The following is a 26,223-nucleotide window of genomic DNA, read 5'->3' on the forward strand; positions in this document are numbered from 1 at the left end:
CGAGTCCACAACGCACGACGACACCCAGGACGCCACTCGCGTCACTGAACCGGCGATTTCCGACCCGGGATGCGCCATTCGCGGCGCCGGATGGTGACACGGGGCCGACTTGGACCTACCGTCGGAGCCGATCGGGACGGCGGCTAGCCGGCGGCCGTCGATCCCGGGGTTTCCGCTCCAGTGGTCGACGCGGAGCGCCAATCCCGGCGCGCCAACAGCAACCCGCCGAAGACGATGCACGCGATGTCGGTCACCAGTCCCCACACCTCGGCCGACGTCGTCAGCTGCTGCTGGATGCCGAACAAACCGACCGTAAGAGCAAGGAGGTACGCCCCCAATGTCGCCGCCCCGAATCCCACCGCGGCCAGCAACGGCAGCCAGTGCCGCCAGAACAGCACCCCACCGGAGATCACGATGCCGGCACCCACGTTCACCAGGAACAGCGGGCCGATCACCTCGTGCGTGTTGGCCCAGTCGTCCCACTCGAGCAAATGCACCACAGCCGAACCGAGAAGTCCGAACAGCAGTAGCGCAACCAGCACGACTCTGGCCATCACGCGTCCTTTCGCTCGGTGACCCATATCACCACAACGCGGTGGTTCCTGCTACCGGTTCAACCAGTAGACACCCGAGTGTGCTGCCAGAACACCGGACGCTCCGCGCCCCGGTCAGGTTGTGACGGCCTTGTGCTCCTAGCATGACCGTCCATGAGCCCCGAACGTCACACCCGCCGCGACGCGTTGACATTCGGCGTCGCCGTCGGCGCCGTAGGAGCCGTGTCCATCGCGGGCTGCGGCAGCGAGGAGCCACAGCAGCCGAAGGAGCCGCCCAAACGGCTGGTCAAGGCCGACGAGGTGGAGATCGGCAAGCCCAAGTTGGTGAAGCACCCCAACGGCCGGATGCTGCCCGGGCAGGAGTTCGAACAGATCATCCTGGTGCGCACGGACGAAAAGACCGTCAAGGCCTACAGCAACCTGTGCACCCACGCCGAGTGCCTGGTCAAGCCGAAGGGCAAGACCCTGCACTGCCCGTGCCACGAAGCCGACTTCGACCCGGCCACGGGCGAGGTCATCCAGGGACCGCCGCCGAAGCCGCTGGCGACGATCGACGTGCACATCGCAGACGGCTGGATCATGACGGGGTCGGCGTGACGGGCGCACTGGATCAGGTCGCACAGTGGCCGGTCTCCAACGCCGCGGCCGCTGTCGTCGCAGCTGACGGCCGGGTACTCGGAGCAGTGGGCGACGACAAGCGGGAGTACTACCTGGCCTCGGTGACCAAGCTGCTCACCGCCTACACCGTGCTCATCGCGGTCGAGGAAGGCGTGTTCGAGCTCGACACGCCCGCGGGCCCGGAAGGGGCGACCGTCCGGGACTTGTTGGCGCACACCGCCGGGGTCGCGTTCAGCCAGCGGAAGGTGGTGGCTGCCCCGCGCACCCGCAGGCTGTACTCCAGTGCCGGGTTCGACATGCTGGCCGAGGCGCTCACCGAGCACGCCGACATCGCGTTCGACACCTATCAGCAGGAAGCGCTGCTGACCCCGCTGGGGATGACCAGCACCCGGCTGGCGGGCTCCCCGGGGGCCGATGGCTACTCGACGGTTGCCGACCTCGTTCGTTTCGCGCACGAGCTGCAACGGCCGACCCTCATCAGCCCGCAGACGCTCACCGAGGCGACCACGGTGCAGTTCCCCGGACTCAACGGTGTGCTGCCCGGCTTCGGTCACCAGCGTCCGAACGACTGGGGCCTGGGCTTCGAGCTGCGGGACCACAAGGATCCGCACTGGACCGGCAGCACCAGTTCACCGCGCACATTCGGACACTTCGGACAGTCCGGGACGTTCTTGTGGATCGACCCCGAGGCCGGGCTCGGCTGTGTAACCTTGACCGACCGCGACTTCGGGGACTGGGCGAAGGAGGCGTGGCCGCGGTTCACCGACGCGGTACTGGCGGAGTACGCCCGGCGCTGACCGGGTCTCGGGGGAGGTGGTCACGATCGACATCCAGCAGATTCTGCTGACCGTCGGTGGGGTCCTGTTCGTGGGCGTCGCGCTGTGGCTGTGGTTCCAGCAGGAAAAGCGGACGTACGAGAAGAAGAAGCGCGAGGCCGAAAAGAACGGCTGGACCTACCAGCGATTCGGCAAGGGCCTGCGCCGCAAGTACCGGCACCTGCCGATCGTCGACGGTGACTCGGTGCGGGCCAAGCACGTCATGCGCGGCCAGTACCGCGGTCGCCCGATCACCATGTTCACCCTCGCATTCAGGCGTGAGGAGCCGGTGAAGTCCCGCCACATCTTCGACGACGGGGACCGTGACAACGACGGCAAGCGGGACACGCGCCAGGTCAAGAAGTCCTACGGCGTGGTTTCCGTCGGCGTGCCGACCGAGCTGCCGAAGTTCGAGCTCAGCGCCAAAGAACGACAGGGCAAACGGTTGCGGCAAGAACGGTCGCGGTTCACCGAACAGCTTGTCGGCAACATCGCCGGTAACGTGATCGGTGCGAAGGCGGGCCAGCTGCTGTTCGGCAAGGACTACACCGGCGGAAAGGTCGAGATGGGTGATCCGCAGTTCGACGACGTGTTCGTCGTGCGGTCGACCGAACCGGATCGGGTTCGCGCCTTGCTGACCCCGCAGGCACGGGCCTGGTTGCTGAAGTCCGACAAGGCCCGCAAGTACGTCGTGTGGTGCGACGGACAGGAAATCATCACGTGGGGCACCGGCACGGACACCAACGTCGGCAAGGTCAAGGCCAACTACCTCAACGACCTGCTCGACCAGCTTCCGGCCGGTCAGCTGTGGGGGCCACCGCCGAGCTGACTCCTTTCAGGCAGTCGCATGGTCCGCCGGCCCTGGTAGCCGCGAACGGCATGACCGGGGCCGACAGCCTGCCCGCGGGCTCGACCCGGCAGGCCTACTGAGGTTCGGGCCGGCGAACCGGCTGAAGCCTCCGAGCCGGCGAACCGGCTGAGAACCCGACCGACAGATCCACGGAGGCTTCGCAGCCGACAGACTTGCGGCAAGCTCGGGTCGGCGAAGCGGCTCGGGTCGGCGAAGCGACGCAGAGCCGGGGCTCGGCAACCCCGAGGGGATCGGCCAGCGGGTCGGCTGAACACACTGAGCCAGCAGATCCACTGCAGGCTCGAGTCGACGACCCACTGAAGACGAGTCGACCGGTCCACTGAGGGCTCGCGCCAACAGACCAGCTGAACGCTCGGGGCCGGAGACACTGACAGTCCCACCAAGCCGGCAGTCCCACCAAGAGGATCGGTCAGCGCGTCGGCTGAACGCTCGGAGCTGGCTGGCCCACTGCAGGCTCGAGTCGACGACCCACACAAGAGCGAGTTGACGAACCGCTGAACGCCCGGTGTAGCGGAGACGATGGGGCCTGGGTCGGCACACTGCTGACGGACCTGCCAGCGACCCGCTGAACGCTCGGGAGCCCGCAGACCACTGGAGGACACGGGGCAGCTCGCGCTCCAGCCCGCCGAGGGGGCGGCCAGCGGACCTGCTCAGTGACCGGACGCCTGGCCGGACACAGCTGAAGTCCGGACAGCCGCGAACACCCCGATCACGCCCGCCCACCGCGGCCGGAGGGATGCCGACAGCTTTGGAGCCAGCTTGGGTGGACGCCCGGCCGGGAAGCGGCGCCTACGGTTCCATGACACGGTTCTACCGTTCCAGGGCACGGTTCCACGGTTCCATGCCCCGGATCGCGATCCCGCAGCGATACGGCGGCATTCTCCACCGCGTCGCCGAGGCATCGCGTCGCCGAGATCGCGTCACCAGGAGCCATGCCCCCGACAATCGCGTCGGTGACACGCGGATCGCAGAGCGGCACGACGCGCCTTCCACGGCCGGGTGCGGCCGTCTCAGTACTCAGCCCAGCGGAAGCTCGTGCACTCCCCCGGTCGCTTCCCGCAGCGCAGCCCGCATCTCCGCTCGGGGCGCCGGCTTGCCGGTGAACTGCTCCACCTGCCCGAACGCCTGGTGCAGCAGCATGTCCAGCCCGGTCGCCAGCCGGCCGCCGCCCGCCAGCACCGCCTCCGCCAACGGTGTCGGCCACGGGTGATAGATCACGTCGAGCACGCTCGCCGCAGTCGCCAGCTCCGCTGCGTGCGGCCGGACCGCGTCGGCCGGTGCCGTGTTGATCACCACGCTCGCCGTCGCCGCCAGCTCCGCCCAGTCCGCGTCGGCCCAGCGCCGTGCCTCGGCCGACAAGCCGGCGCGCTGGGCGGCGGCCATTGCGCCGGCGGCGCGCGCAGGTTCACGTACGACGAACAGCACCTCGGACAGCCTCAGCTGGTGACACGCCACCGCAGCGGCCGACGCCGTGCCACCCCCGCCGATCACCACAGCGGGCCGATCCGTCCGCGGCTTGCCGCAGACGGCCAGCACAGCTCCCGCTACACCGTCGACGTCCGTGCAATCCGCGCGCCAGCCGCCATCACCCAGCTTCACCAGCGTGTTCGCCGCACCGACCGCCCGGGCACGCGGAGTCGCCTCGGTGGCGAATTCCAGCGCTGCGTGCTTGCCCGGCATGGTCACCGAGACGCCCACCCACTCGGACCCGAAGCCACTGAGCAACTCCGGCAACCGCTGGGCATCGGCCTCGACACGCTCGTAGGTCCAGTCGGTCAAACCGAGCGCACGATAGGCGGCAAGGTGCAGCACCGGGGACAGCGAATGCGCCACCGGCTTGCCCAGCACCGCCGCGCGGCGCGCGCCCGGTGACCGCCGATCGCCGTTACCAGACACCACGCTTCCTCGCGTCAGCGACGTTCCGTTGATGCTCGTCGAAGCTCGTGGAGAAGCACGACAGGCCGTTCTTCTCGCACTTGACGAAGTACAGCCACGACCCCCGCGGCGGCTTCAGTGCCGCGTTGATCGCGTCGGTGCTCGGCGACGAAATCGGCGTCGGCGGCAGCGACGTGTTCTGGTAGCTGTTGTACGGGCCCGGCCTGGCCCTGTCCTTCGGCGACGTGCGAATGTGCGGGCGGTCCAGCACGTAGTTGATCGTGGAATCCATCTCCAGCCGCATGCCGTCGTCGAGCCGGTTGTAGATGACCCTGGCCACCTTGCCGAAGTCGTTCTTCACCGCCTCCCGCTCCACGATCGAGGCGATAACGACGACCTCGTACGCCGTGCGCTTGGTGGCCTTGGCCGTGTCGGGCAGGCCGACGGCCTCGAACTGGGCTGCCGACGCCGACAGCACTTCCTTCAGCACCTCTTCGGCACTCCAGCCGGGCTTGATGTCGTACACGCCGGGCAGCACCATGCCCTCCAGCCGCCGCTCCTTCGGCGCCTTCTTGGCACCGCTGGCCAGCCACCGCGGCACGCCCAGCTTGGTCAGGTCCGCGGTCTCCGCGACCTTGCGCAGCTCCTTGACCGGCACACAGGTGCTCTTGCCGTCGATCTTGGCGCACGTCGCCTTCGACAGCAGGCTGTAGATCCCCGGGATCTTCTCGCCGTTGGGTTGCCGGAGGTCGTCCAGCTGAGTTCCGCTGCGGATCTGCACGTGCCCGACCCTGGCCTCGTCGGCCACGATCGCCCGGACCGCGGCCGCGCCGGACATGCGCTTCTTCAACTGGTAGTACCCGGGTTGGATGCTCCGGATGTCCTCGTTGTTCTCCGCCGCCTCCAGGAAGGCCTCGCTGCTGGCCACCACTCCGGCCTTCACCAGCCGCGCGGCGATCGCCGCCGTGGAGTCACCCTGCTCCACCTGAACCACGACGTCGCCTTGCCCAGCGCCCTGGTAGTCCTCGTACCCGAAGCCCAGCAGTTCCTTGGCACCGAACCACGCGCCACCGGCCATCGCCGCGATCACCGCGATCGCCGCCGCCCATCCGGCCAGCCGGCGAACGGCCGACCGGCGCCTGCCGCGCAGCTTGCCCGGCTCCGGGGCCTCCTCGGACTCCTCGTCGGCGAGCAGGGCATCGACCGGATGATCGTCGTAGTCCTCGTCGTAGTCCTCGCCGTAGTCCGCGTCGTAGTCCTCGTCGTGCTCCTCGCCGCGGCCTTCGTAGTCGTCTGCGTAGCGTTCGTCCCGCTCGTCGCCACCGAATGACAGCCCGTCCTGCCGATCGCCGGGTTCGGGCGTCCGACCGGCGCCGCGACCTGCGTCATCCTCGTAGCGCATCGCTGGGTTCCTGGCGATGTCCGGATCGAACGGTACGTCTTCGTCGACGGAATCGTTCCCGTGCTGCGGTCCGGGCGAGGGCTCATCCGGCTCTCCGTATCTGCCGTGCCCAGGCGGTGGGCCCGGCCGCATCGGGTGCCCCGGGTACCCACCGGCCTCGCCCGCAGACGCCGCTTGTGCCGCCGGCATCGACGGCCGCGTCCCCGGCGGGCCCGGCGGCCCGTGCACCGGAGGAACCCCGCCCGGTGGCAACGAGACCGGAGGAACCCCACCTTGCGGCAACGAGACCGGGGGGACGCCGCCTGCCGGCAGTGAGGCCGGATGGGCACCGCGCTGCCGTGGGGGTAGCTCACCGCGTCCCCCGCCGGCTGGGGCATCGGGCACGCGCGGACGTCCACCGGGCCGTGCCGCGTCACCGTCCACCGGACGACGGCCACCAGGACGCCGGTCCGGGCCCCGGCCACCCGGGACCGAGCCCGAGCCGGGCGAGCCCTGCCCATGCGGACGCGGTGCTCCCAGCATCGCAGGTTCAGGGCCACCTGCCCACGCGGCACCAGAGCGGCGAGACTCGGGGCCTGTCACAGGTGCGCGTCCACTGCGGGCCGGCGAATCCCCGTGCACCCGCGACGCCCTGTTCGGCTGCGTGGTATCACCTTGCGGCGCCCGGGGCAGTCTCCCGGCACGCCGCTGCTCGGCCCTGTCGGCGCGCGGTCCCGCATTCCGGCGCCCGGGCTCACGGCCACGCGGGCCCTCACCAGCAGGCTGTGCTTCCCGGTCGTCGGCCGCTGGAGGCCGGCCGCGCCGGATCCTGGCCAACGGCTGGGTGTGCGAATCATCGGGGACCGGCGCCCGCGACCTCGGCTGCTGCCTCGGCACCTGCCCGCTTTCCGATCGCTCTGCCGACGTCCTGTCGTCGGCGCCTTCGAACGCCCTGCGCACCCGCTGCGGCTCGGCACGCCGCGGGCCGTCCGAGGCGCGAGCAGCACGACGAGCCCCCGGCGGCGGCATCCGGCGCGGCTGCTGCCTGCGCGGTGACCGCTCGTTCTGCTCGTCGTCCGGGTACCTGCCAGTCACTTCGGCATCCCGCCTTGCTCTCGGCCGGCGTGGCGGGCCCGGTACGACGCGCGCGCGTCGAGCCACCCCTGCAGGATCTCCACCGCCGCCACCTGGTCGATCACCGCTCGTTGCTTGCGCCCCTTCACGCCGCGCTGGGACAGGATCCGTGACGCCGTGACCGTGCTCAGCCGCTCGTCGGCAAGCCGCACCGGAACGTTTCCGATGCGCTCAGCCAGCCGCTGCGCGTAGTCGACCGCGGCATCGGCGGCAGCGCCGTGCCGGTCGGCGAGCGTGCGCGGCAGGCCCACGACTACTTCCACGACGTCGTGTTCGGCCACCAGCTCAGCCAGCGTGGCGAGGTCGGAATCGTTGTCGGCATCGCGAGCCAGGGTAACCAGCGGCGTGGCCAGCACCGGAGCCGGATCGCTCAACGCGACGCCGACCCGCACCGACCCGACGTCCACGCCGAGCCGCCTGCCCGGCCCCGGATCGTCGGCGCCGGGCGTGTCCGGACCCCGGGTCAACCGGCCGCTCCCGACCGCACGGCGTGCTCGAGCGCCGCGATCGCCTGCTCCACTCCGGCCGGATTGCTGCCACCGCCCTGGGCCAGGTCCGGCTTGCCGCCGCCGCGGCCGGACACCTCGCCCGCGAAGTGCCCGATCAGCTTGCCCGCGGCCAGGCCCTTGTCCCTGGCCTGCTCGGTGGTGGCCACGGCGAAGCTGACCTTGCCGTCGGCGGCCGAGAACAGCGCCACCACGCCGGGACGGGAACCCAGCCGGTTGCGCACTTCCGCGGTGAGCTTGCGCAGGCTACCCGCGTCCACCCCGTCGGCCACCTGAGTGGCCACCAGCGTGAACTCGCCGACCTCGCGCGCCTGGCCGGCCAGGCTGCCCGCCGACGACAGCACCTGCTCGGTGCGCAGCCGCTCCACTTCCTGCTCGGCGTTCTTCAGCCTGGTCAGCACGTCCTCGATCCGGGAGGGCAGCTGGTCCGGCGGAACCTTGAACGTTGTGGCCAGGTGGGACACCAGCAGCTGCTCCTTGCGCACGTACCGCAGCGCGTCGGTACCCACCAGCGCTTCGACCCGGTGCACCCCGGAACCGATCGACGCATCCGACACCAGCTTCACCAGGCCGAGCTGACCGATGCGCTCCACGTGCGTCCCGCCGCACAGCTCCCGCGAGTAGTCGCCCATGTCGACCACCCGCACCTGGCTGCCGTACTTCTCGCCGAACAGCGCGATCGCGCCCATCTCCAGCGCCTTGTCCTTCGAGGTGACGTAGGCCTTCACCTCGATGTCGGAGAGCAGGTAGTCGTTGACCTCCTCCTCGACCTCGGTCAGCACGTCGGTGGACACCGACGTGGGCACGGTGAAGTCGAACCGCAGGCGCCCCGGCGAGTTCAGCGAACCGGCCTGGGCCGCCCGCTGACCGTAGGCGCCGCGCACCGCGGCGTGCACCAGGTGGGTGGCCGAGTGGGACCGCTGGATGGCCATGCGCCTGGCCTCGTCGACCGAGCCGGTCAGCGTGGTGTCCAGCCCGATCTCGCCCTGGGTGACCTTGACCTTGTGCACGAACAGGCCGGGGACGACCTTCTGCACGTCGAGCACCTCGACCTCGCCGCCCGCGCCGACCAGCACGCCGGTGTCGGCGATCTGGCCACCCGATTCGGCGTAGAACGGGGTACGGTCCAGCACCAGCTCGGCCTGCTCCCCGGCACGCACCGACCTGACCGGCTGGCCGTCCCGCAGCAGGCCGATCACCCTGGCCTCGGCCTGCAGGTCGGTGTAGCCGAGGAACTGGGTCTCGCCGTGCTGCTCGAGCAGCTTGCGGTACTCCGACAGGTCGGCAACGCCCACCTTCTGCCTGGCCGCATCGGCCTTGGCGCGCTGCCGCTGCTGCTCCATCAGGGCGCGGAAGCCCTCCTCGTCGACCCGCAGCCCCTGCTCGGCGGCCATCTCCAGGGTCAGGTCGATCGGGAAGCCGTAGGTGTCGTGCAGCTGGAAGGCCTTCTCCCCGCTCAGCACGCCGCTGCCGCTCTTCTTGGTCTCCGCGGCGGCCAGGTCGAAGATCCGCGAGCCGCTGGTCAGCGTGGCCAGGAACGCCTCTTCCTCGTTGCGCATGACCTCGCTGATGCGCTCGAAGTCGCGGGCGATCTCCGGGTAGGACGGGGCCATCGCGTCCCGCACCACCGCGGCGAACTCGCCGAGCACCGGCTCGTGCACGCCGAGCAGCCGCACCGAGCGCACGATCCGCCGCAGCAGCCGCCGGAGCACGTAGCCGCGGGCTTCGTTACCGGGGGTGACGCCGTCGCCGATCAGCATCACGCCGGACCTGGCATGGTCGGCGATGACCCGGAACCGCACGTCGTCGGCGTGGTTGGCACCGTACCGACGGCCGGAGATCTCCTCCGCCTTGGTGATCACCGGGCGGACCAGATCGGTCTCGTAGACGTTGGCCACCCCCTGCAGCAGGTAGGCCACCCGCTCGATGCCCATCCCGGTGTCGATGTTCTTCTTCGGCAGCGGACCCAGCACCGGGCCGCCGTCCTTCGGGCTGACCTCGCCGCGCAGGTCCTGCATGAACACCAGGTTCCAGATCTCCAGGTAGCGGTCCTCGTCCACGGTGGGACCGCCCTCACGGCCGTACTCCGGCCCCCGGTCGAAGTAGATCTCCGAGCACGGGCCGCCAGGACCGGGCACGCCCATGTCCCAGTAGTTGTCCTTGGCGCTGCGGTACTGGATCCGCTCCTCGGGGATCCCGGTGATCTTGCGCCACAGCGCGGCCGCCTCGGCGTCGTGCTCGTAGACGGTGACCCACAGCCGGCTCTCGTCGAACCCGTAGCCGCCGTCCGACTGCGGCTTGGTGACCAGATCCCAGGCGTGCTCGATGGCGCCTTCCTTGAAGTAGTCGCCGAACGAGAAGTTGCCCGCCATCTGGAAGAACGTGTTGTGCCGGGTGGTCTTGCCCACCTCGTCGATGTCGGCGGTGCGCACGCACTTCTGCACGCTGGTCGCCCGCGGGTACGGTGGCGGCGCCTCGCCCAGGAAGTACGGCTTGAACTGCACCATCCCGGCGTTGACGAACAACAGGTTCGGGTCGTCCAGGATCAGCGACGCGCTCGGCACCTCGGTGTGCCCGCGCGCGGTGAAGTGCTTCAGGAAGCGATCTCGGATCTCATGTGTCTGCACGGCTACAGTCCTACGGGTTCATCAAGCGGCGGCTGTGGGTGAGCGAGTGGGGCGGCAGGCGCCTCGCGCGCAGGCGCGTCAGGCGTCTGCCCTGGGCGCTCGGCGAGACACCGCCCGCTGGTCCGGGCGCGCGGACGCCGCGTGCTTGCCCGCACGCGACCGCACCTCCTGGTGCCGGAGGGAAATCCCGGTGTCTCGTGTCACCTGCTCCTGCAACTCCTGCTCACGCTCGGACATCCCGGCTCGGACGTCCGCCCCGAACGAACCGACGGCCTGGGCGAGCTCACGAATCGCCTCGCCCACGTTCGAGGCTAACCCGGCAGGCGTGACCTGACGAGCCGACTTGGCGGCCTTCCTGGTCAGCGCGACACCCGCGGCGACGCCGAGGCCGAACCAGAACGTGCGCTTCATCGGCGGCCCCGCTTCCGTGCGCGCGGCCGGCGGCCCGCCCGCTCCTCCTTGGCCTGCCTGCGGGCCTTGACGGCCTTGCGCACACCGTAGGCCAGGGCCGCGGTCTTCACCAACGGCCCACCCAGGGTGGCGGTGAAGACCGATGTCAGGGCGGACACGTTGCTGGAGGCCTGCTGGAGATTGGCCGTCACCCCGTCGACCCGCTGCAGCTGCGTGTTGACGTGCGTCAGCGTGTCGTTGGCGCCGTGCAGGATCGGGTCGGTGTTCTCGTGGGCTTTCCGGATCGCGATCGTCGCCTCGTCCAGCGCGCGGCCCAGCTTCAGCAGCGGTACCGCCAGCAGGACGACCAGCAGCACGAACGCGCCTGCGGCGATCAACGCCGCGATGTGGCCAGCGGACAACGTTCCTCCAGTGACGTCAGCTGCCGAGAATGCAGGTCAGGCTACCGCGACCGGTCCGCGCGGGCAGGAGCGGGCCAGCGGTCAGAACCGCCGGACGACCGCCTCCGCCCGCGCCAGCAGGTCCAGGTCGTAGGCAAGGCCCGGAATGTAGAAGTTGACATAGTCCGCGCCGGCTGCGAGCACCGACTCCACCTTGGCCACGATCTCGTCCTCGGTGCCGACCAGGCCCCAGCCGGAGCGCCACCGCGCCGGGTCGCCGACGTGCGCCCTGGCCATGGCCCGTTCCGGGTCGTCGCCGCGGTCGATGGGCAGGATGTTGATGTTGGTGGACTTGATGATCTCGTCGTAGTCCCTGCCCACCTCGTCGCAGTGCCTGCGCAGGATGTCCGCCTTCTCGGTGATCCGCTCCGGTTCGCCGCCGCCGAAATTGGCCGCGTCGGCGAACCGGGCCACCAGCCGCAGCGTGACCTTCGGGCCGCCGCCGCCCAGCCACAGCGACGGGTGCGGCTTGCGCACGCCCTTCGGTTCGTTGATCGGCTTGTCGACCGAGTGGTAGCGGCCGGAGAAGACCACCTCGTCCTCGGTCCACATGCGGTAGATGATCTCGGTGGCCTCGGCGAAGGCGCCCATCCGGTCCTTCAGCGACGGCCACGGATAGCCGTAGGCCTTCCATTCGTGCTCGTACCAGCCCGCGCCGAGCCCGGCGTAGAGCCTGCCGTGGCTGAGCACGTCCACCGTGGAGGCCATCTTGGCGTACAGCGCCGGGTTGCGGTACCCGTTGCACCCCACCATCTGCCCGACGTTGACCCGGCGGGTGTCCCTGGCCAGCGCCGCGGTGGTGGTCCAGGCCTCGAACGTGGTGTTCTGCGTCGGCTCCGGGGTGGTGTGGAAGTGGTCGTACACCCAGATCGAGTCCCACGGGCCGGCATCGGCGGCCTTGGCCACCGCGGTCATGGCCTCCCACTGTTCGACCGGGTCGGCGATCTCGGTCAGGTCCAGCCGCCAGCCCTGCGGCACGAAAACTCCGAAGCGCACGCTCATGGCCACGAGTCTGGCACGAAGCCGCCTGCCCGGCAGGAAGCGACGCACCCGCCGCGCCGGCGCCCGTCGCCATCCGCCCACCCGTGCTCCGACGACCCGTCGCCTGCGTCCGGCAACCGCGCCACCCGATCGCCGGATTACTTGTGAACAATCTTGTTCGCTAATGTGCCTGCCGGGCATCCTCCACCGGAAGGGCACGACACGTGATGCGCAGACACCTCGCCGGCCTGGCCGCCGCAGCCGCGACGGCACTGTTGCCGCTGACCGGCGGGCTGGCAGCGGCCGAACCCGCACAGGCCGAGAACGCCGCCGGGGCGCGGTATTTCGTCCTGATCGGCGGCACGTGTGATCCGCACGCCGACGCCTACAACGGCATCGACCTGCGCGGCGGCGTGCGGCTGCGGGTGGAGTACCCGGCGGCAGGCAATCCGCTCTGCAGCCCGATCGGCATCTCCTACGACGCCAGCGTGGCCGAAGGTCACCGGGCAGCGCGCGCCGTGCTGGAACAGACCTACGCCGACGATCCGGCGGGCCAATTCGTCATCGTCGGTTTCTCGCAAGGTGCACACGTGGCGAACCTCGTGCTCGAAGACGTCGCAGACGGCCGCATCGGGGTGCCGAAGTCGCAGGTGTCCGGCTCGCTGTACGGCGACCCGATGCATCCGGGCACGGGCATCGGCGCCGTCGTGCCCAAGGGCATCGGCGTGTTCGGGTTCACCTCGCCGGGCCCCGGCCGGACCGACTTCGGCGGCATCCCGGTGGAGCGGTACTGCATCGAGACCGACGGCGTGTGTCACTTCACCACCATCGAGGCACCGGGCGGCTACCTGGTCCAGCACCCTTGCTATCCGGCCAAGGTCATGCCGCACACGCTCACCGACGAGGTCGTGCACGGCAACCACTGGTGGCCGCGGGTCGGGCCGTGCTAAGCGCCGCAGCCCGCGGCTGACCGTTTTCGCTCACGCCCGTTCGCCGCGCACGATCCGGCGTAGCCGCTGCACCCGTTCGGCGATCGGGCGCTCCGCGCCTCGTTCGGTGGGGTGGTAGTAGTCCCTGCCCACCAAGCCGTCCGGCGGGTACTGCTGCTCGACCACACCTTCCGGCACGTTGTGCGGATAGCGGTAGCCCTGCGCGTGGCCCAGCCGCTCGGCACCGGCATAGTGCCCGTCGCGCAGATGCGGCGGCACACTGCCCACCTTGCCCGCCCGGACGTCCGCCAGCGCGCCGTCGATCGCCGAGATCACCGCGTTGGACTTGGGCGCGGTGGCCAGATGAATGGTCGCCTGCGCCAGCGCCAGCCTGCCCTCCGGCATGCCGATGAACTGCACCGCGTGCGCGGCCGCCACGGCCGTCTGCAGCGCCGTCGGGTCGGCCATGCCGATGTCCTCGCTGGCGTGCACGATCAGCCTGCGCGCGATGAACCTCGGGTCCTCCCCCGCTTCGATCATCCGCGCCAGGTAATGCAGCGCTGCGTCGACGTCCGAGCCGCGGATGGACTTGATGAACGCACTGATCACGTCGTAGTGCTGGTCCCCGTCCCGGTCGTAGCGGACTGCCGCCCGGTCGACCGTCGCCTCCACCGTGGCCAGGTCGATGGTGCCCTCCCCCGCGGCGTCGGCCGCCGCTTCCAGCGCGGTCAGCGCACGCCGGGCATCTCCACCCGACAACCGCACCAGGTGATCGGCGGCTTCCTCGGTGAGCTCGAACTTCCCGGCCAGCCCCCGCTCGTCGGTCAGCGCACGGTGCAGCACCAGCCGGATGTCGTCGTCGGTCAGCGGACGCAGCTGCAACACCAGCGAACGCGACAGCAACGGCGCCACCACGGAGAACGACGGGTTCTCGGTGGTCGCCGCCACCAGCAGAACCGTGCGGTCCTCCACCGCGCCGAGCAGGGCGTCCTGCTGCGTCTTGGAGAACCGGTGCACCTCGTCGATGAACAGCACCGTGTTCTCCGCCGCGTGCGACCGCCTGCGCCGCGCCTCGGCGATCACCGCGCGCAGCTCCTTCACGCCCGAGTTGAGCGCCGACAGGGCCACGAAGCGGCGGCCGGTCGCCCCGGCCATCAGCGAGGCCAGCGTGGTCTTGCCGGTGCCCGGCGGGCCGAACAGCACCACCGACGCCGGGGTCGCGCCTTCCACCAGGCGGCGCAGCGGCGCGCCCGGCTTGAGCAGATGGTCCTGGCCGACCACCTCGTCCAGCGTGCGCGGCCGCATCCGGACCGCCAGCGGGTCCATCGGGTCGACCGGCCCCGGCTCCCCCGCCACCGCCGGCGACTCGTCCAGCGCGGGATTGACGGTGAACAGTTCGTCCTGCACGCCTCGACGCTACCGCGCCGCTGCCACATCTCCAGCGGTCACGCCGCCGTCACGCGAACGCCGGATACGGGGCGAGTTCGAGCCCCGGGCCGAACCGGTCGTCCAGGCCCGACGCCACCGCCCCGGCGTGATCGGCCAGGTCGTCCGCCCCGAAGATGGCCGCTTGCCGGGACAGCTCCAGCCACCACGAACGCAGTGCGGCGGGCCTGCTGCTCGTCCCCGGCACGGGCGCGCTGCCCGCCAGGCCCGGCAGCTCCCGATGCGTCTGCTGCCAGACGCACAGCAACTGGCAGTCCAGCAGCGCCTCGGCGAACACCGACTCGTCGGCCAGCCGGGGCCACACCGACACCACTTCCGCGCGCCATCCGGCGATCATCGCCTCGCTCATGCCCGCGGGCAGTGCCAGCGCTCCTTCCCAGAACGCGAACGGCACCCGCATGTGCGCCACGTCCAGCAGGGCGTTGCGCACACAGCCGTGCTCGAAATCCAGAAACCGCACCCCGCTGCTGGTGACCAGGTTGTTCTCCGGGGACAGATCCACCGGGGAGAAGGCGCGGAACGTCGCAGCCTGGACCCGGGCGAGCGCGGCCGACACCTGCTCTCGAACGACGTCCGACGTCGGGACACCGAGCTCGTTCTGCAGCAGACCCGGCAACTGCGCGGCAACGGCCGCCTGCTCGTCGTCCGCGCAGGCCGGCGTGCCGCCCAGCCGCCGCAACAAGGCGAGGAAGTCCGCCTCACGTCGCGCCGTGGTGGCGTGCATCCGGCCCAGTGCGCGTGCCCACGACAACAACGCACGCTCGGCCGCGCGAGCATCGCGCTGGTGCAGCTTGTCCTTCAGGGTCGGTGCCCAGCCGAGATCGGACAGCACCAGCACGCCGCGCGTCTTGTCGTGCCCGATCGGCTCGGGGCACATTCGCTCCTCGGAGGTCAGCGCGGTGAACAGCTGGTAGCTCGCCGCCTCAGTGGCGAACTCGGCCGGGCGGCGATAGTGCTTGACCACCAGCGTCTTCGGCAGGGCGAACGGCGAGGACGCCACCCGGACCCGCACCACCACGGCCGGGCCGCTGCCGGCCAGAGTCTCCGGCTCGGTCAGCGCGATGGGCGACCCGAACCGATCAGCGAGAACCGATTCGGCGGCCGCGACCGCCGCCTGCAGCTGATCCTCCTCCGGCCCGTCAGCGAGCAGATCGTCGCCGGTTGACGGAGTGTTCACACGCATCAACGGCCGACCCTACTAGCGTGGCAGTCACCATGACCAGCATCGGGACGGCATCGGCGGGCAGTTCGGGGGAACTCCCCGACCGAGACCGGGACGAATCAGGCAGGCCGCACAACCGGCGGCCGCGCGACGGCCTCGGCCGCCCGCTGCCCTACGGTGCCGCGGGTGTGCCGCGGCAACCGGAGGGCGTTGCACGCACGCCGTCCGAGACGCTCGACGAGGCTCAGCGGCTGCTGGACGAAGGAAAACCGTTCCACGCCCACGAGGTGTTCGAGGACGCGTGGAAGGCCGGAGACGGGCTGCCGGGCGGCCGCGAACCGCTGTGGCAGGCGCTGGCCCAGCTGGCTGTCGGGCTCACCCACGTCGGACGAGGCAATCCCAAAGGCAGCGTCCGGCTGCTGCGCCGGGGCGCGGCCAACCTCCAGCCGTATGCCGGGCAGCGGCCTTACGGTGTCGACGTCGACGGCCTGCGCACGTGGGCGCAAGCGCTGGCGGACCAGGTGCAAGCCGGCCGGATGCCGAACTCGGTCGCCAGCTGCAGCCCCCGGCTGCGGGCGTGCTGACGCCGCGGCTCAGCTCTGCGCCTGCGGCTTGACGTCCACCCCGGCTTCCTTGCGCTGCTGGGCGGTGATCGGCGCCGGAGCCCCGGTGAGCGGGTCGTACCCACCACCGGTCTTGGGGAAGGCGATCACCTCGCGGATCGACTCCGCGCCGGTCAGCAGCGCGCAGATGCGGTCCCAGCCGAACGCGATGCCGCCGTGCGGCGGCGCGCCGTACTGGAACGCGTCCAGCAGGAAGCCGAACTTCTCCTGCGCCTCCTCCTCGGACAGGCCCATCACCTTGAACACCCGGCGCTGCACGTCCGGCTGGTGGATACGGATCGAGCCACCGCCGATCTCGTTGCCGTTGCACACGATGTCGTAGGCGTAGGCCTTCGCGTTCGCCGGGTCGCTGTCGAACTTGTCCAGCCACTCCGGGGTCGGCGAGGTGAAGGCGTGGTGCAGCGCGGTCCAGTTCCCGCTGCCGACCGCCACCTCGCCGCCTGCTTCGGCCTCCTCCGCCGACTCGAACAGCGGGAAGTCCACCACCCACACGAACGACCAGGCGTTCGGGTCGATCAGCCCGAGCCGGTTGGCGATCTCCACCCGGGCGGCGCCCAGCAGGGCACGCGCCTCGTTCGGCTTGCCCGCGGCGAAGAAGATGCAGTCGCCCGGCTTGGCGCCCGCTGCCTCGGCCAGGCCCGCCCGTTCGGACTCGGACAGGTTCTTCGCCACCGGGCCGGTCAGCGTGCCGTCCTCCTGCACCAGCACGTACGCCAGGCCACGGGCGCCGCGCTGCCGTGCCCAGTCCTGCCAGGCGTCCAGCGTGCGCCGCGGCTGGGACGCCCCGCCCTGCATCACCACGGAACCGACGTACGGCGCCTGGAACACCCGGAACGGCGTGTCGGCGAAGTACTCGGTGAGGTCGGTGATCTCCAGCCCGAAGCGCAAGTCCGGCTTGTCCGTGCCGTACCTGGCCATTGCGTCGGCGTAGCTGATCCGCGGAATCGGGGTGGGGATCTCGTACCCGATCAGCCGCCACAGCGCGACCAGGATCTCCTCCGCCAGCGCGATCACGTCGTCCTGGTCGACGAAGCTCTGCTCGATGTCCAGCTGGGTGAACTCCGGCTGCCGGTCGGCGCGGAAGTCCTCGTCGCGGTAGCAGCGGGCGATCTGGTAGTACCGCTCGACGCCCGCCACCATCAGCAGCTGCTTGAACAGCTGCGGCGACTGCGGCAGGGCGTACCAGTTGCCGGGGCGCAGCCGGGCCGGGATCAGGAAGTCCCGCGCACCTTCCGGGGTGGAGCGGGTCATCGTCGGCGTCTCCACCTCGACGAAGCCGCGCTTGTGCAGCACCTCGCGGGCCACCCGGTTGACCTCGCTGCGCAGCCGCAGCGCCCGGGCCGGGCCGGACCGGCGCAGGTCCAGGTAGCGGTAGCGCAGCCGGGTCTCCTCCCCCACGTCCACCCGGTCGTCCACCGGGAACGGCAGCGGGGCCGACTCCGACAACACGGTCAGTTCGGTGGCCAGCACCTCGATCTCACCGGTGGCGATGTCCGGGTTCTCGTTGCCTTCCGGCCGCTTGGCCACCTCGCCGGTGACCTGGATGCAGTACTCCGAGCGCAGATCGTGCGCGCGCTCGGCCATCTCGCCTTCCCGGAACACCACCTGCGCCACGCCGGACGCGTCCCGCAGGTCGATGAAGATGACGCCGCCGTGGTCGCGCCGCCTGGCCACCCAACCGCTCAACGTGACGGTCTGGCCGGCGTGCTCGGCACGCAGGGTGCCGGCTTCGTGGGTGCGGAGCACGAGTATCGCTGCCTCTCGGTTGGTCGTTGTTCTCCCCAGACGGCAAGGCTAACCAACGCCCGCGCGCGGCCTGCCACCGGTTTCGGTCACGGCCACCGGCCGACGCTGGCATACTGCCGCCGGGCCGACGTCGGCGCCGGGATCACCAGCAGTCCGAACAGACAGGAGTCGAGGGGTGACGCGACCCGAACCCCCGCAGCACGGCCGTCCACGACGACCGAACGACGCCACCCATCTGATTCCGCGCGTGCCGGCGACGCCCGGAGAAGGGATGCCGCACCGCGGCTCCGCCACTCGTGCGGCGCGCACTTCCCGGCCCGCGCAACGACCGACCCGAACTCGCACGGCGCCGCCACGAGACGATCAGCAGGCCGAGCGCCCCGAACCGCCGCACGGCCACGCACACTCCCACGAACCGCCACCACCGGCTTCGGCGCGGCTGCGCACGCTGCTCGGGACGCTGCTGGCCCCGTTCATCCTGGCCACCCTGGTCGGCCTGGTGCTGCTGTGGCCGTCGGGCGATCTGCCGAGCAGCACCATCGACTCCGGCGACCCGGTCGACGCCACGGTCACCGCCGTGGCGTCCGGGTCGTGCACCGAGCCGGGCGAGATCACCGTCGACGACAGCCCGGACGACGGCGCCGACGGCAAGAAGTGCCTGACGGTGACCCTCCGGCTGACCGACGGCCCGGCCGCGGGGGAAACCCTGCACAAGATCGTCCCGATCCAGCCGGCAATGCCCCGGTTCACCGCAGGGGACGACGTCGTGCTCGCCTACACCGGCGGCGACCCCACCTCACCGGACGCCTACCAGATCAAGGACTTCCAGCGCGCCACACCGTTGCTGCTGCTCGCGGCGGTGTTCGTGCTCGCGGTGCTGGCGCTGGGGCGCTGGAAAGGACTGCGCGCGCTCGCCGGGCTGTCGTTCACCTTCGGTGCGCTGGCGGTGTTCGTCCTGCCCGCGATCCTCGACGGCCGGGACCCACTGCTGGTGGCCATCACCGGGGCCGGGCTGATCATGTTCGCCACGCTGTACCTGACCCACGGCATCTCGGCGCGCACCACGGTCGCCGTGCTCGGCACGCTGATCAGCCTGGCGCTGATCGGCCTGTTCGCCGCACTGTTCTCCTGGCTGGCCGTGCTCACCGGCCTGGACGAGCCGACGGCGGCGCTGATCAGCGCGCTGGGGCACGGCATCGACGCGCGCGGCCTGCTGCTGGCCGGGGTGGTGATCGGCGCGCTGGGGGTGCTGGACGACATCACCATCACCCAGGCCAGCGCGGTGTGGGAACTCAAGCAGGCCAACGCCGGGCTGGGCTGGGCGCGCCTGTACCGCTCGGCCTTGCGGATCGGCCGGGACCACGTCGCCTCGGCGGTGAACACCCTGGTGCTCGCCTACGCCGGTGCCGCGCTGCCGGTGATGCTGTACACGGCGATCTCGGGCGTCGGCCTCGGCACCATCCTGACCTCGCAGGACATCGCGCAGGAGATCCTGCGCACGCTGGCGGGCAGCCTGGGCATCATCGCCGCCGTCCCGGTCACGACGGCCCTGGCCGCGCTGGTGGTGCACCGCGAACGGCTCGCCGGCTCGGCCGAGACCGACGACGAGCAAGCAGCCGAGCCACATACGCAGCGCTCCGGGTCGTCCGCCGCCCGGACCGACCAACCCGGCCGCCATCCCGGGCCGGCACCGGCCGAACGGCCCCAGCGGTTTCGGCCCGCCGAACCGACCGCTTCCCACGCCACGCAGCCCGAGCCGGGCGCCCCGGGAGCCAAGCGGCCCGCCCCCGACCGGCAGGCCCGGCAGGCGCGCGCGGGCAGGCCGGGGCAGGTCAGTCGAGCGAAGCGACGAACCGACTGATCGCCTGCATGCTGTACCGCTGCGCCAGCCGATCCCCCGGGGCCGCGGTGGCCAGCCGGTACAGCGGCCGGTCCTCCAGCCCGTCCCCCTTGGCCTCCGAGCGCAGCTGAGCGACCAGCAGCTCGGCGAACACCATGCCGTTGACCTCGGTGTTGTTCATCAGGGCGTTCGCCAGCCTGCGCAGCGGCACGATGCCCATCTCCCGGCCGGTGGCGGCCAGGCCGGACCCCTGGTAGACGGCCAGGTCGACCTTCACCGACGTGCGCTTGCCGCCGAACAGCAGGGCGACCGTGCGGGCGCCGCGCATCTGGGTGATCACCACGTCCACCCGCGTGGCCTCGGCGATCGGCAGGCGCCGCGTTCCCCACGTGCGCACCACCAGGTCGTTGCCGTCCAGCCACACCTGCCTGCGCACCGAGTAGAGGGTGAGCAGCAACAACGGCAGCCCCACCACGGCGGCCGCGATGAGCCCGCCGGTGCGGTCGGCGAACAACCCGACGATGCCGCCGACCGCGGCGGCCAGCACGCCCACCACGACGATCGCGCCGACGGCTCGCCTGCGGCGCTGCTGCGGATCGGAGCCGTGCAACAGGATCCGCTCGCCCGGCCCCTTCTCCGGTCCGGGCCGGGAAGCCTGTTCGGGTGTTTCGCTCATGATGGCAGGAACGGGTTGCTCGCGCGTTCTTTACCGATCGTCGTCGCTCCCATGTGGCCGGGAAGCACGACCGTGTCGTCGGACAGCGTCAACACCTTCTCCTTCAGTGAACGCTGCATCACTTCCGGGTCGCCGCCGGGCAGGTCGGTGCGGCCGATCGAGCCGGCGAACAGCACGTCGCCGGTGAACGCCACCTGGCCGCCCTCGTCGCTGGTCACCCGGTAGATGACCGAACCGGGAGTGTGGCCGGGGGCGTGGTCGACGGTGAACTCGAATCCGGCGACGCGCAGCGTGCCCTCGGTGAGTTCCACGACGTCACGCGGTTCGCGCATGCTGACCTGGCCGGCGAACACGGCCGCCAGCTGCGGGCCGAGCCCGCGCAACGGGTCGGACAACAGCACGCGATCCTCGGGCTGGATGTAGACCGGGATGGTGTGCGCGTCCGCCACGGTCTGCGCCGCGAACACGTGGTCGAAGTGCCCGTGGGTGGCCAGCACCGCCACCGGGTCGAGCCGGTGCTCGCGCAGCGCCTTCTCGATGCCCTGCTCGGCATCCTGCCCCGGGTCGATGATCACGCAGTCCTGCCCGGTGTCCGCGGCCACCACGTAGCAGTTGGCCTGGAACGCCCCGGTCGGAAACCCCACCACAAGCACGCCGTCAGGGTACCGGTCCTGCTCCATCGGGCCAGGCGCAGGCGACCTACACGAGGGCTTGACACCCGCTCGCCCTAGAATCCGCCCCGACACGCCATCGGCGAACATGATCAGGAGGGCCTGTGTCGACCAACCAGCAGCGCCGCGAAGCCGCGAAGCGCAAGTTGGAACGCCAGCTCAAGGCCAGAGCGGCGCGGGCACGGCGGAACCGGATCATCGCCGCCGTCGCCACCGGGGTGGCGGTGGTCGCCGTCATCGCGCTGGTGCTGATCTTCGTCAACCAGGCCAGGCAGGAAGCGGAGGCCGAAGCCGCTCGCCAGGCCAAGGCGGCCGCGGAGCAGAAGGCGAGCGAGAAGGAGCGGCTGGACAAGGCGAAGGCCGAGATCGACGACATGGTCCGCAAGCTGAAGATCCCGGGCAAGCGGACCGAGCCGGTCCCCCACCCCAAGCCGCTGCCGAACCCGTCGACGTGCAAGTACCCCGAGTCGGCGCAAGAAGCAGCCAAGGACGTCGATCCGCCCGAGCAGACCACGGTGCCCGCGTCCGGCACGGTGGACGTCACCATCGACACCACGGCGGGCGAGATCGGCCTGACGCTGGACCGGTCGATGGCGCCCTGCACCGTCAACAGCATCGTCAGCCTGATCGAGCAGGGCTACTACGACGGCTCGTCGTGCCACCGGCTGGGCATCCAGGGGCTGCAGATGCTGCAGTGCGGTGACCCGACCGGAACCGGCCGTGGCGGGCCGGGGTACACCGTGCCGGACGAGTTCCACAGCAAGCTGAAGTACGGCCGGGGCCTGGTGGCGATGGCCAACACCGGGGCGCCGAACAGCGGCGGCGGGCAGTTCTTCCTGATCTACGGCTCCGCCACCATGTCCGACGGCTCGATGCTGCCGCGGCAGTACACGGTGTTCGGCACCATCTCCGACACCGGGCTGAAGACCTTGGAGAAGGTGGCCCGCAAGGGGCTCGATCCGAAGTCCTACCTCGAGTACGCCGACGGGACGGCCAAGCCCGTACTCGAGGTGAAGTTCACCAAGGTTTCGGTGAAGGACGACTGAACGAGCTGGGCCTGCCCCGCCGCCGCGGCCCCGCGGATCTTTTCGAAGCTTGCGTCCGGTCGCGGCGGCGAAGCACACCGGCACCGAGCGCAGCCGCGCCGGCGGTCAGCGGAACGTGAATCGCGGCGGCCTGCGCTCGAGGAAGGCGGCAACGCCCTCGGCGTAGTCCTCGCCGGTCAACGCGCGCAGGCGAATGTGCCGCACCTCGTCGTCCGGCTCGTGCTGGCCCGCCGCGATCTTGCCGATGATGCGGTTCATCCCGCGCACGGACGCCTGCGACCGACTGGCGATGGTGGCCGCGAAGCGGTCGGCCACCTGCTCCAGCTCGCCGGCCGGGACCACGTCGTCGACCAGGCCGATCTCCCTGGCCCGCGCCGCGTCGATCAGCTCGCCGGACAGCAGCAGGTACCTGGCGCGCGCCGGGCCGACCAGCGACACCAGCTGCCGGGTCGACTCGAAGTCGTAGACGATGCCGAGCTTGGCAGGCGTGATGCCGAACCGGGCCCCCTCCGCGGCGAACCGCAGATCGCACGCGACGGCGATCTGACATCCGCCGCCGATGCAGTTCCCGCGGAGGACGGCCATCGAGGGTTTCACCATCTCGCGCAGGGCTCGGACGGCGCCGAGCACCGCCTCGTCGTAGCGGGCGGCGTCGGCGGGCTCGGCCCGCAGGTGGCGGAACTCGGCGACGTCGGCGCCCGCGGAGAACGAGCCGCCCGCGCCGGTGAGCTGCAGGACCAGGACCGTCGGGTCGGCTTCCACCTTTGCGACCAGCTCCGGGATGGCCCGCCACATGTCGAGGGTGATCGCGTTGTGCTTGTCCGGACGGTTGAACGTCAAGCGCGCGATGCCGGAGTCGGCATCGACCGAGAACTCGAGGCCGGCAACCATGTCCAGCACATTACGGCGTCAGCGGCCCGCGGTGCCGCACACGTTGTCAGGCTCACGCACCCGGCCACGCACCGGACACGCGGACACAAGCGAGCATGACCTCCACATACGAAACGGGTCGAGACGCGATCAACTAGCGCTGCGCGGCGTGCTGATGACCTCCGCACACGAAACGGGGTCGAAGGCGCCGGCAAGCGAGGTCCCTGCCTGCATCGTCACATGTCGCGCGAAACGATGCCCCTCGCTTGCCGGACGCCAGGACTGGTGTGGCGCGCAGAAACCACACCAGTGGTCCCGACCGAGCCGCGAATTCCCGTCGTGCCGTCCGTCCGCTCCCGTTCACCCGATGGCACCCGTCTGCGATGGCCACTCGTGACCTCTGGGCGATCGACCGGAGTTCGCAGTCTCGCGTCAATCCCGACAGCGTCGGTGGGCCGAAGCCGACGACATCCCCGGCACCGGCACGCTGTGCGCCGTGCGGGGAGCCGCCGCGACTGCTGTCCGGCGCTGTCACTCGCTACACGTCGGCCGCACGCGACGGGGTTCAGCTCACCGAACGTGACAAAGACAACTCAGAGTAATCGTCACAAACCGGTTGCGCGGTCACGAGGCCGATGTCACGCGATACACGTCGTAGACGCCCTCCACCTTGCGCACCGCGTTGAGCACGTGGCCGAGGTGTTTCGGGTCGCCCATCTCGAACGAGAAACGGGAGATCGCCACCCGGTCGCGCGAGGTGGTCACCGACGCCGACAGGATGTTGACCTTCTCGTCGGCCAGGATCTTGGTGATGTCGGACAGCAGCCGGTGCCGGTCCAGCGCCTCGACCTGGATCGCCACCAGGAACACCGAGTTCTCCGACGGCGCCCACTCCACCTCGACCAGCCGCTCGGGCTGCTTGCGCAGATCGTCGGCGTTGGTGCAGTCGGTGCGGTGCACGCTCACCCCGCCGCCGCGAGTGACGAAACCGAGGATCTCGTCCCCCGGCACCGGAGTGCAGCAGCGGGCCAGCTTGGCCCAGACGTCGTCGGCACCCTTGACGATCACGCCCACGTCGTTCGTGCTGCGCCGGCGGCTGATGGTGGACGGGGTGGAGCGCTCGGCCAGCTCCTCCTCCGCCTCCTCCAGGCCGCCGATGAACGCCACCAGCCGCTGCACGACGTGCTTGGCGCTGATGTTGCCCTCGCCCACCGCGGCATACAGCGCGGTGATGTCGTTGTAGCGCAGCTCGGTGGCCAGTGCGCCCATGACGTCGGCGGAGATCAGCCGCTGCAGCGGCAGGCCCGCCCGGCGGATCTCCTTGGAGATGGCCTCCTTGCCCGCCTCGATGGCCTCTTCCCTGCGCTCCTTGGCGAACCACTGGCGGATCTTGGCCCTGGCCTTGGCCGAGCCGGCGAAGTTCAGCCAGTCCCGGCTCGGGCCCGCGTTCTCCGCCTTCGAGGTGAAGATCTCGACGACCTCGCCGTTCTCCAGCTTGCGCTCCAGCGGGACCAGCCTGCCGTTGACCCTCGCCCCGATGCACCGGTGGCCGACCTCGGTGTGCACGGCGTAGGCGAAGTCCACCGGCGTCGAGCCCGCGGGCAGCGTGATCACGTCGCCTTTCGGGGTGAACACGAAGATTTCCTTGGTCGCCATCTCGTAGCGCAGCGACTCGAGGAAATCCCCGGGGTCGGCCGCCTCCCGCTGCCAGTCGAGCAGCTGCCGCATCCACGCCATCTGGTCGATGTCGGCCGAGCCGCGGTGCGTGCCGCCTGTCTCCTTGTACCGCCAGTGCGCAGCGATGCCGTACTCGGCGGTGTGGTGCATCTCGTAGGTGCGGATCTGCACCTCCAGCGGCTTGCCGTCCGGGCCGATCACCGTGGTGTGCAGCGACTGGTAGACACCGAACCGCGGCTGGGCGATGTAGTCCTTGAACCGGCCGGGCATCGGCTGCCACAGCGCGTGCACCACGCCCATGGCGGCGTAGCAGTCGCGCACGTCCTCGACCAGGATCCGCACCCCGACCAGGTCGTGGATCTCGTCCAGGTCGCGGCCGCGGACGATCATCTTCTGATAGATCGAGTAGTAGTGCTTCGGCCTGCCTTCGACCTTGGCCTCGATCCGCGCCTCGGACAGGTTCTTGTTCAGCTCGTCGATGACCCGGCGCAGGTACTCGTCACGCTTGGGCGCGCGCTTGGCCACCAGCCGGACGATCTCGTCGTACTTCTTCGGCTGCAGGATGGCGAACGCCAGGTCCTCCAGCTCCCACTTGACCGTCGCCATGCCCAGCCGGTGCGCCAACGGCGCGAGCACCTCGAGCGTTTCCCGCGCCTTGCGCACCTGCTTCTCCGGCGGCAGGAAGCGCATCGTGCGCATGTTGTGCAGCCGGTCGGCCAGCTTGATCACCAGCACGCGAGGATCGCGCGCCATGGCGACCACCATCTTGCGGATGGTCTCCGCCTCCGCCGCCGTGCCCAGCTTGACCTTGTCCAGCTTGGTGACACCGTCGACCAGGTGTGCCACCTCGTCGCCGAAGTCCCGGCGCAGCTGCTCCAGCGAGTACCCGGTGTCCTCGACGGTGTCGTGCAGCAGGGCCGCCACCAGCGTGGTGGTGTCCATGCCCAGCTCCGCCAGGATGGTGGCCACGGTCAGCGGATGGGTGATGTACGGGTCGCCGGACTTGCGGCGCTGACCGCGGTGCAGCTCCTCGGCGACGTCGTAGGCCCGCTGCAGCAGCGCGAGATCGGCGTTCGGGTGCAGCTCCCGGTGCACCGCCACCAGCGGTTCCAGCACCTGCTTCACCGAGGCGGCACGCTGGGCGGTGATTCTCCTGGCCAACCGGGCCCGCACCCGTTTGGTCGCCGACGGAGTCGCGGGCCTGCCGGACCCTGGTGTGGGCGCGACAGTCGACGCGCCCGCCGTCGAGTCGAGCTCCTGGCTCACCCGCACCTCCCTCACGTCGTCCCGGCGCGGTCGGTATGAATACCCAGGTTAGCTCGCT

Annotated in this window: 22 protein-coding genes; 7 read left to right on the forward strand and 15 right to left on the reverse strand. The window is 70.4% G+C overall.

Annotation, left to right across the window (positions count from 1 at the left end; all coding sequences use genetic code 11):
* Nucleotides 1-143: 143 nt before the first annotated feature.
* Complete coding sequence (locus CXP56_RS18005; protein ID WP_051309470.1) at nucleotides 144-554, reverse strand: hypothetical protein; 411 nt, start codon at nucleotides 552-554, stop codon at nucleotides 144-146.
* 153 nt (nucleotides 555-707) lie between these two features.
* On the opposite strand from CXP56_RS18005, the gene CXP56_RS18010 reads away from it, so the two are divergent.
* From CXP56_RS18010 to CXP56_RS18020, 3 genes are read left to right on the forward strand one after another with little or no spacing between them, the layout of a single operon-like run.
* Nucleotides 708-1,151, forward strand: a complete 444-nt coding sequence (locus CXP56_RS18010) for a Rieske (2Fe-2S) protein (protein WP_028846183.1) — start codon at nucleotides 708-710, stop codon at nucleotides 1,149-1,151.
* Entirely contained in the window at nucleotides 1,148-1,969 is an 822-nt protein-coding gene (locus CXP56_RS18015; RefSeq protein WP_038044226.1) for a serine hydrolase domain-containing protein, read from the forward strand. Before CXP56_RS18010 ends, CXP56_RS18015 begins: the two co-directional genes overlap by 4 nt.
* A gap of 16 nt (nucleotides 1,970-1,985) precedes the next feature.
* A complete protein-coding gene (locus CXP56_RS18020; RefSeq protein WP_028846185.1) occupies nucleotides 1,986-2,816 on the forward strand; it encodes a hypothetical protein in 831 nt (276 codons plus the stop codon).
* A 1,059-nt stretch (nucleotides 2,817-3,875) separates the two neighbouring features.
* Here CXP56_RS18020 and CXP56_RS18025 read toward each other — a convergent pair.
* The 7 genes from CXP56_RS18025 to CXP56_RS18055 all read right to left on the reverse strand — a co-directional run bounded on the left by CXP56_RS18025 (nucleotide 3,876) and on the right by CXP56_RS18055 (nucleotide 12,234).
* On the reverse strand, nucleotides 3,876-4,754 hold the full coding sequence (locus CXP56_RS18025; RefSeq protein WP_051309531.1) for a shikimate dehydrogenase: 879 nt from the start codon (nucleotides 4,752-4,754) through the stop codon (nucleotides 3,876-3,878).
* On the reverse strand, nucleotides 4,744-6,135 hold the full coding sequence (gene mltG / locus CXP56_RS18030; protein ID WP_286902065.1) for an endolytic transglycosylase MltG: 1,392 nt from the start codon (nucleotides 6,133-6,135) through the stop codon (nucleotides 4,744-4,746). Before mltG ends, CXP56_RS18025 begins: the two co-directional genes overlap by 11 nt.
* 1,070 nt (nucleotides 6,136-7,205) lie before the next feature.
* Nucleotides 7,206-7,715 carry a Holliday junction resolvase RuvX gene (ruvX, locus tag CXP56_RS18035; protein ID WP_028846187.1) on the reverse strand — a complete coding sequence of 170 codons (510 nt, stop codon included), beginning with the start codon at nucleotides 7,713-7,715 and terminating at the stop codon, nucleotides 7,206-7,208.
* Complete coding sequence (gene alaS / locus CXP56_RS18040) at nucleotides 7,712-10,381, reverse strand: alanine--tRNA ligase (RefSeq protein WP_028846188.1); 2,670 nt, start codon at nucleotides 10,379-10,381, stop codon at nucleotides 7,712-7,714. The genes ruvX and alaS overlap by 4 nt, the downstream gene beginning before the upstream one ends.
* A 78-nt stretch (nucleotides 10,382-10,459) precedes the next feature.
* Nucleotides 10,460-10,792 (reverse strand): hypothetical protein, encoded by a 333-nt coding sequence (locus CXP56_RS18045; protein ID WP_028846189.1) that lies wholly within the window; start codon nucleotides 10,790-10,792, stop codon nucleotides 10,460-10,462.
* Nucleotides 10,789-11,193 (reverse strand): DUF948 domain-containing protein, encoded by a 405-nt coding sequence (locus CXP56_RS18050; RefSeq protein WP_028846190.1) that lies wholly within the window; start codon nucleotides 11,191-11,193, stop codon nucleotides 10,789-10,791. The genes CXP56_RS18045 and CXP56_RS18050 overlap by 4 nt, the downstream gene beginning before the upstream one ends.
* Before the next feature lie 81 nt (nucleotides 11,194-11,274).
* A complete protein-coding gene (locus CXP56_RS18055; protein ID WP_028846191.1) occupies nucleotides 11,275-12,234 on the reverse strand; it encodes an LLM class F420-dependent oxidoreductase in 960 nt (319 codons plus the stop codon).
* Nucleotides 12,235-12,440: 206 nt separating this feature from the next.
* Here CXP56_RS18055 and CXP56_RS18060 point away from each other — a divergent pair, with 206 nt between their 5' ends.
* On the forward strand, nucleotides 12,441-13,163 hold the full coding sequence (locus tag CXP56_RS18060) for a PE-PPE domain-containing protein (protein ID WP_038044227.1): 723 nt from the start codon (nucleotides 12,441-12,443) through the stop codon (nucleotides 13,161-13,163).
* Between the two features lie 30 nt (nucleotides 13,164-13,193).
* On the opposite strand, the gene CXP56_RS18065 is transcribed toward CXP56_RS18060, so the two are convergent.
* Together CXP56_RS18065 and CXP56_RS18070 are read right to left on the reverse strand one after the other, a co-directional pair.
* The gene (locus CXP56_RS18065) at nucleotides 13,194-14,549 is read right to left on the reverse strand and encodes a replication-associated recombination protein A (protein WP_028846193.1); all 1,356 of its coding nucleotides are present in this window, start codon (nucleotides 14,547-14,549) and stop codon (nucleotides 13,194-13,196) included.
* A gap of 49 nt (nucleotides 14,550-14,598) precedes the next feature.
* Nucleotides 14,599-15,771: a phosphotransferase gene (locus CXP56_RS18070; RefSeq protein ID WP_028846194.1), complete on the reverse strand. Its 1,173-nt coding sequence runs from the start codon at nucleotides 15,769-15,771 to the stop codon at nucleotides 14,599-14,601.
* A 32-nt stretch (nucleotides 15,772-15,803) separates the two neighbouring features.
* Between CXP56_RS18070 and CXP56_RS18075 the strand changes: the two genes are divergently transcribed.
* Entirely contained in the window at nucleotides 15,804-16,334 is a 531-nt protein-coding gene (locus tag CXP56_RS18075; protein ID WP_051309475.1) for a DUF309 domain-containing protein, read from the forward strand.
* Between the two features lie 9 nt (nucleotides 16,335-16,343).
* On the opposite strand, the gene aspS is transcribed toward CXP56_RS18075, so the two are convergent.
* Nucleotides 16,344-18,119, reverse strand: a complete 1,776-nt coding sequence (aspS, locus tag CXP56_RS18080) for an aspartate--tRNA ligase (RefSeq protein WP_028846196.1) — start codon at nucleotides 18,117-18,119, stop codon at nucleotides 16,344-16,346.
* 271 nt (nucleotides 18,120-18,390) lie between these two features.
* Between aspS and CXP56_RS18085 the strand changes: the two genes are divergently transcribed.
* Nucleotides 18,391-19,980, forward strand: a complete 1,590-nt coding sequence (locus tag CXP56_RS18085) for a YibE/F family protein (RefSeq protein WP_286902070.1) — start codon at nucleotides 18,391-18,393, stop codon at nucleotides 19,978-19,980.
* Here the strand turns inward: CXP56_RS18085 and CXP56_RS18090 are convergent.
* Both CXP56_RS18090 and CXP56_RS18095 read right to left on the reverse strand, forming a co-directional pair.
* Nucleotides 19,952-20,635 (reverse strand): hypothetical protein, encoded by a 684-nt coding sequence (locus tag CXP56_RS18090; protein ID WP_028846197.1) that lies wholly within the window; start codon nucleotides 20,633-20,635, stop codon nucleotides 19,952-19,954. The genes CXP56_RS18085 and CXP56_RS18090 overlap by 29 nt on opposite strands.
* Nucleotides 20,632-21,288, reverse strand: coding sequence for an MBL fold metallo-hydrolase (locus tag CXP56_RS18095; protein WP_028846198.1), 657 nt, complete (start codon nucleotides 21,286-21,288; stop codon nucleotides 20,632-20,634). The genes CXP56_RS18090 and CXP56_RS18095 overlap by 4 nt, the downstream gene beginning before the upstream one ends.
* Before the next feature lie 122 nt (nucleotides 21,289-21,410).
* Between CXP56_RS18095 and CXP56_RS18100 the strand changes: the two genes are divergently transcribed.
* Nucleotides 21,411-22,352, forward strand: a complete 942-nt coding sequence (locus tag CXP56_RS18100) for a peptidylprolyl isomerase (protein WP_028846199.1) — start codon at nucleotides 21,411-21,413, stop codon at nucleotides 22,350-22,352.
* 105 nt (nucleotides 22,353-22,457) lie between these two features.
* On the opposite strand, the gene CXP56_RS18105 is transcribed toward CXP56_RS18100, so the two are convergent.
* Nucleotides 22,458-23,243: an enoyl-CoA hydratase-related protein gene (locus CXP56_RS18105; protein WP_286902073.1), complete on the reverse strand. Its 786-nt coding sequence runs from the start codon at nucleotides 23,241-23,243 to the stop codon at nucleotides 22,458-22,460.
* A 603-nt stretch (nucleotides 23,244-23,846) separates the two neighbouring features.
* Nucleotides 23,847-26,165 (reverse strand): RelA/SpoT family protein, encoded by a 2,319-nt coding sequence (locus CXP56_RS18110; protein ID WP_028846201.1) that lies wholly within the window; start codon nucleotides 26,163-26,165, stop codon nucleotides 23,847-23,849.
* Nucleotides 26,166-26,223: the final 58 nt, after the last annotated feature.

Source organism: Thermocrispum sp. (assembly GCF_002919275.1).
GTDB lineage: Bacteria > Actinomycetota > Actinomycetes > Mycobacteriales > Pseudonocardiaceae > Thermocrispum > Thermocrispum agreste.

Coding starts and splice junctions, on each gene's coding strand:
- CXP56_RS18005 (WP_051309470.1), bottom strand. CDS start 554: ATGGCCAGAGTCGTGCTGGTTGCGCTACTGCTGTTCGGACTTCTCGGT.
- CXP56_RS18090 (WP_028846197.1), bottom strand. CDS start 20,635: ATGAGCGAAACACCCGAACAGGCTTCCCGGCCCGGACCGGAGAAGGGG.
- CXP56_RS18085 (WP_286902070.1), top strand. CDS start 18,391: ATGCCGCACCGCGGCTCCGCCACTCGTGCGGCGCGCACTTCCCGGCCC.
- CXP56_RS18105 (WP_286902073.1), bottom strand. CDS start 23,243: ATGGTTGCCGGCCTCGAGTTCTCGGTCGATGCCGACTCCGGCATCGCG.
- CXP56_RS18075 (WP_051309475.1), top strand. CDS start 15,804: ATGACCAGCATCGGGACGGCATCGGCGGGCAGTTCGGGGGAACTCCCC.
- CXP56_RS18055 (WP_028846191.1), bottom strand. CDS start 12,234: ATGAGCGTGCGCTTCGGAGTTTTCGTGCCGCAGGGCTGGCGGCTGGAC.
- mltG (WP_286902065.1), bottom strand. CDS start 6,135: ATGCGCTACGAGGATGACGCAGGTCGCGGCGCCGGTCGGACGCCCGAA.
- CXP56_RS18060 (WP_038044227.1), top strand. CDS start 12,441: ATGCGCAGACACCTCGCCGGCCTGGCCGCCGCAGCCGCGACGGCACTG.
- CXP56_RS18010 (WP_028846183.1), top strand. CDS start 708: ATGAGCCCCGAACGTCACACCCGCCGCGACGCGTTGACATTCGGCGTC.
- CXP56_RS18070 (WP_028846194.1), bottom strand. CDS start 15,771: ATGCGTGTGAACACTCCGTCAACCGGCGACGATCTGCTCGCTGACGGG.
- CXP56_RS18045 (WP_028846189.1), bottom strand. CDS start 10,792: ATGAAGCGCACGTTCTGGTTCGGCCTCGGCGTCGCCGCGGGTGTCGCG.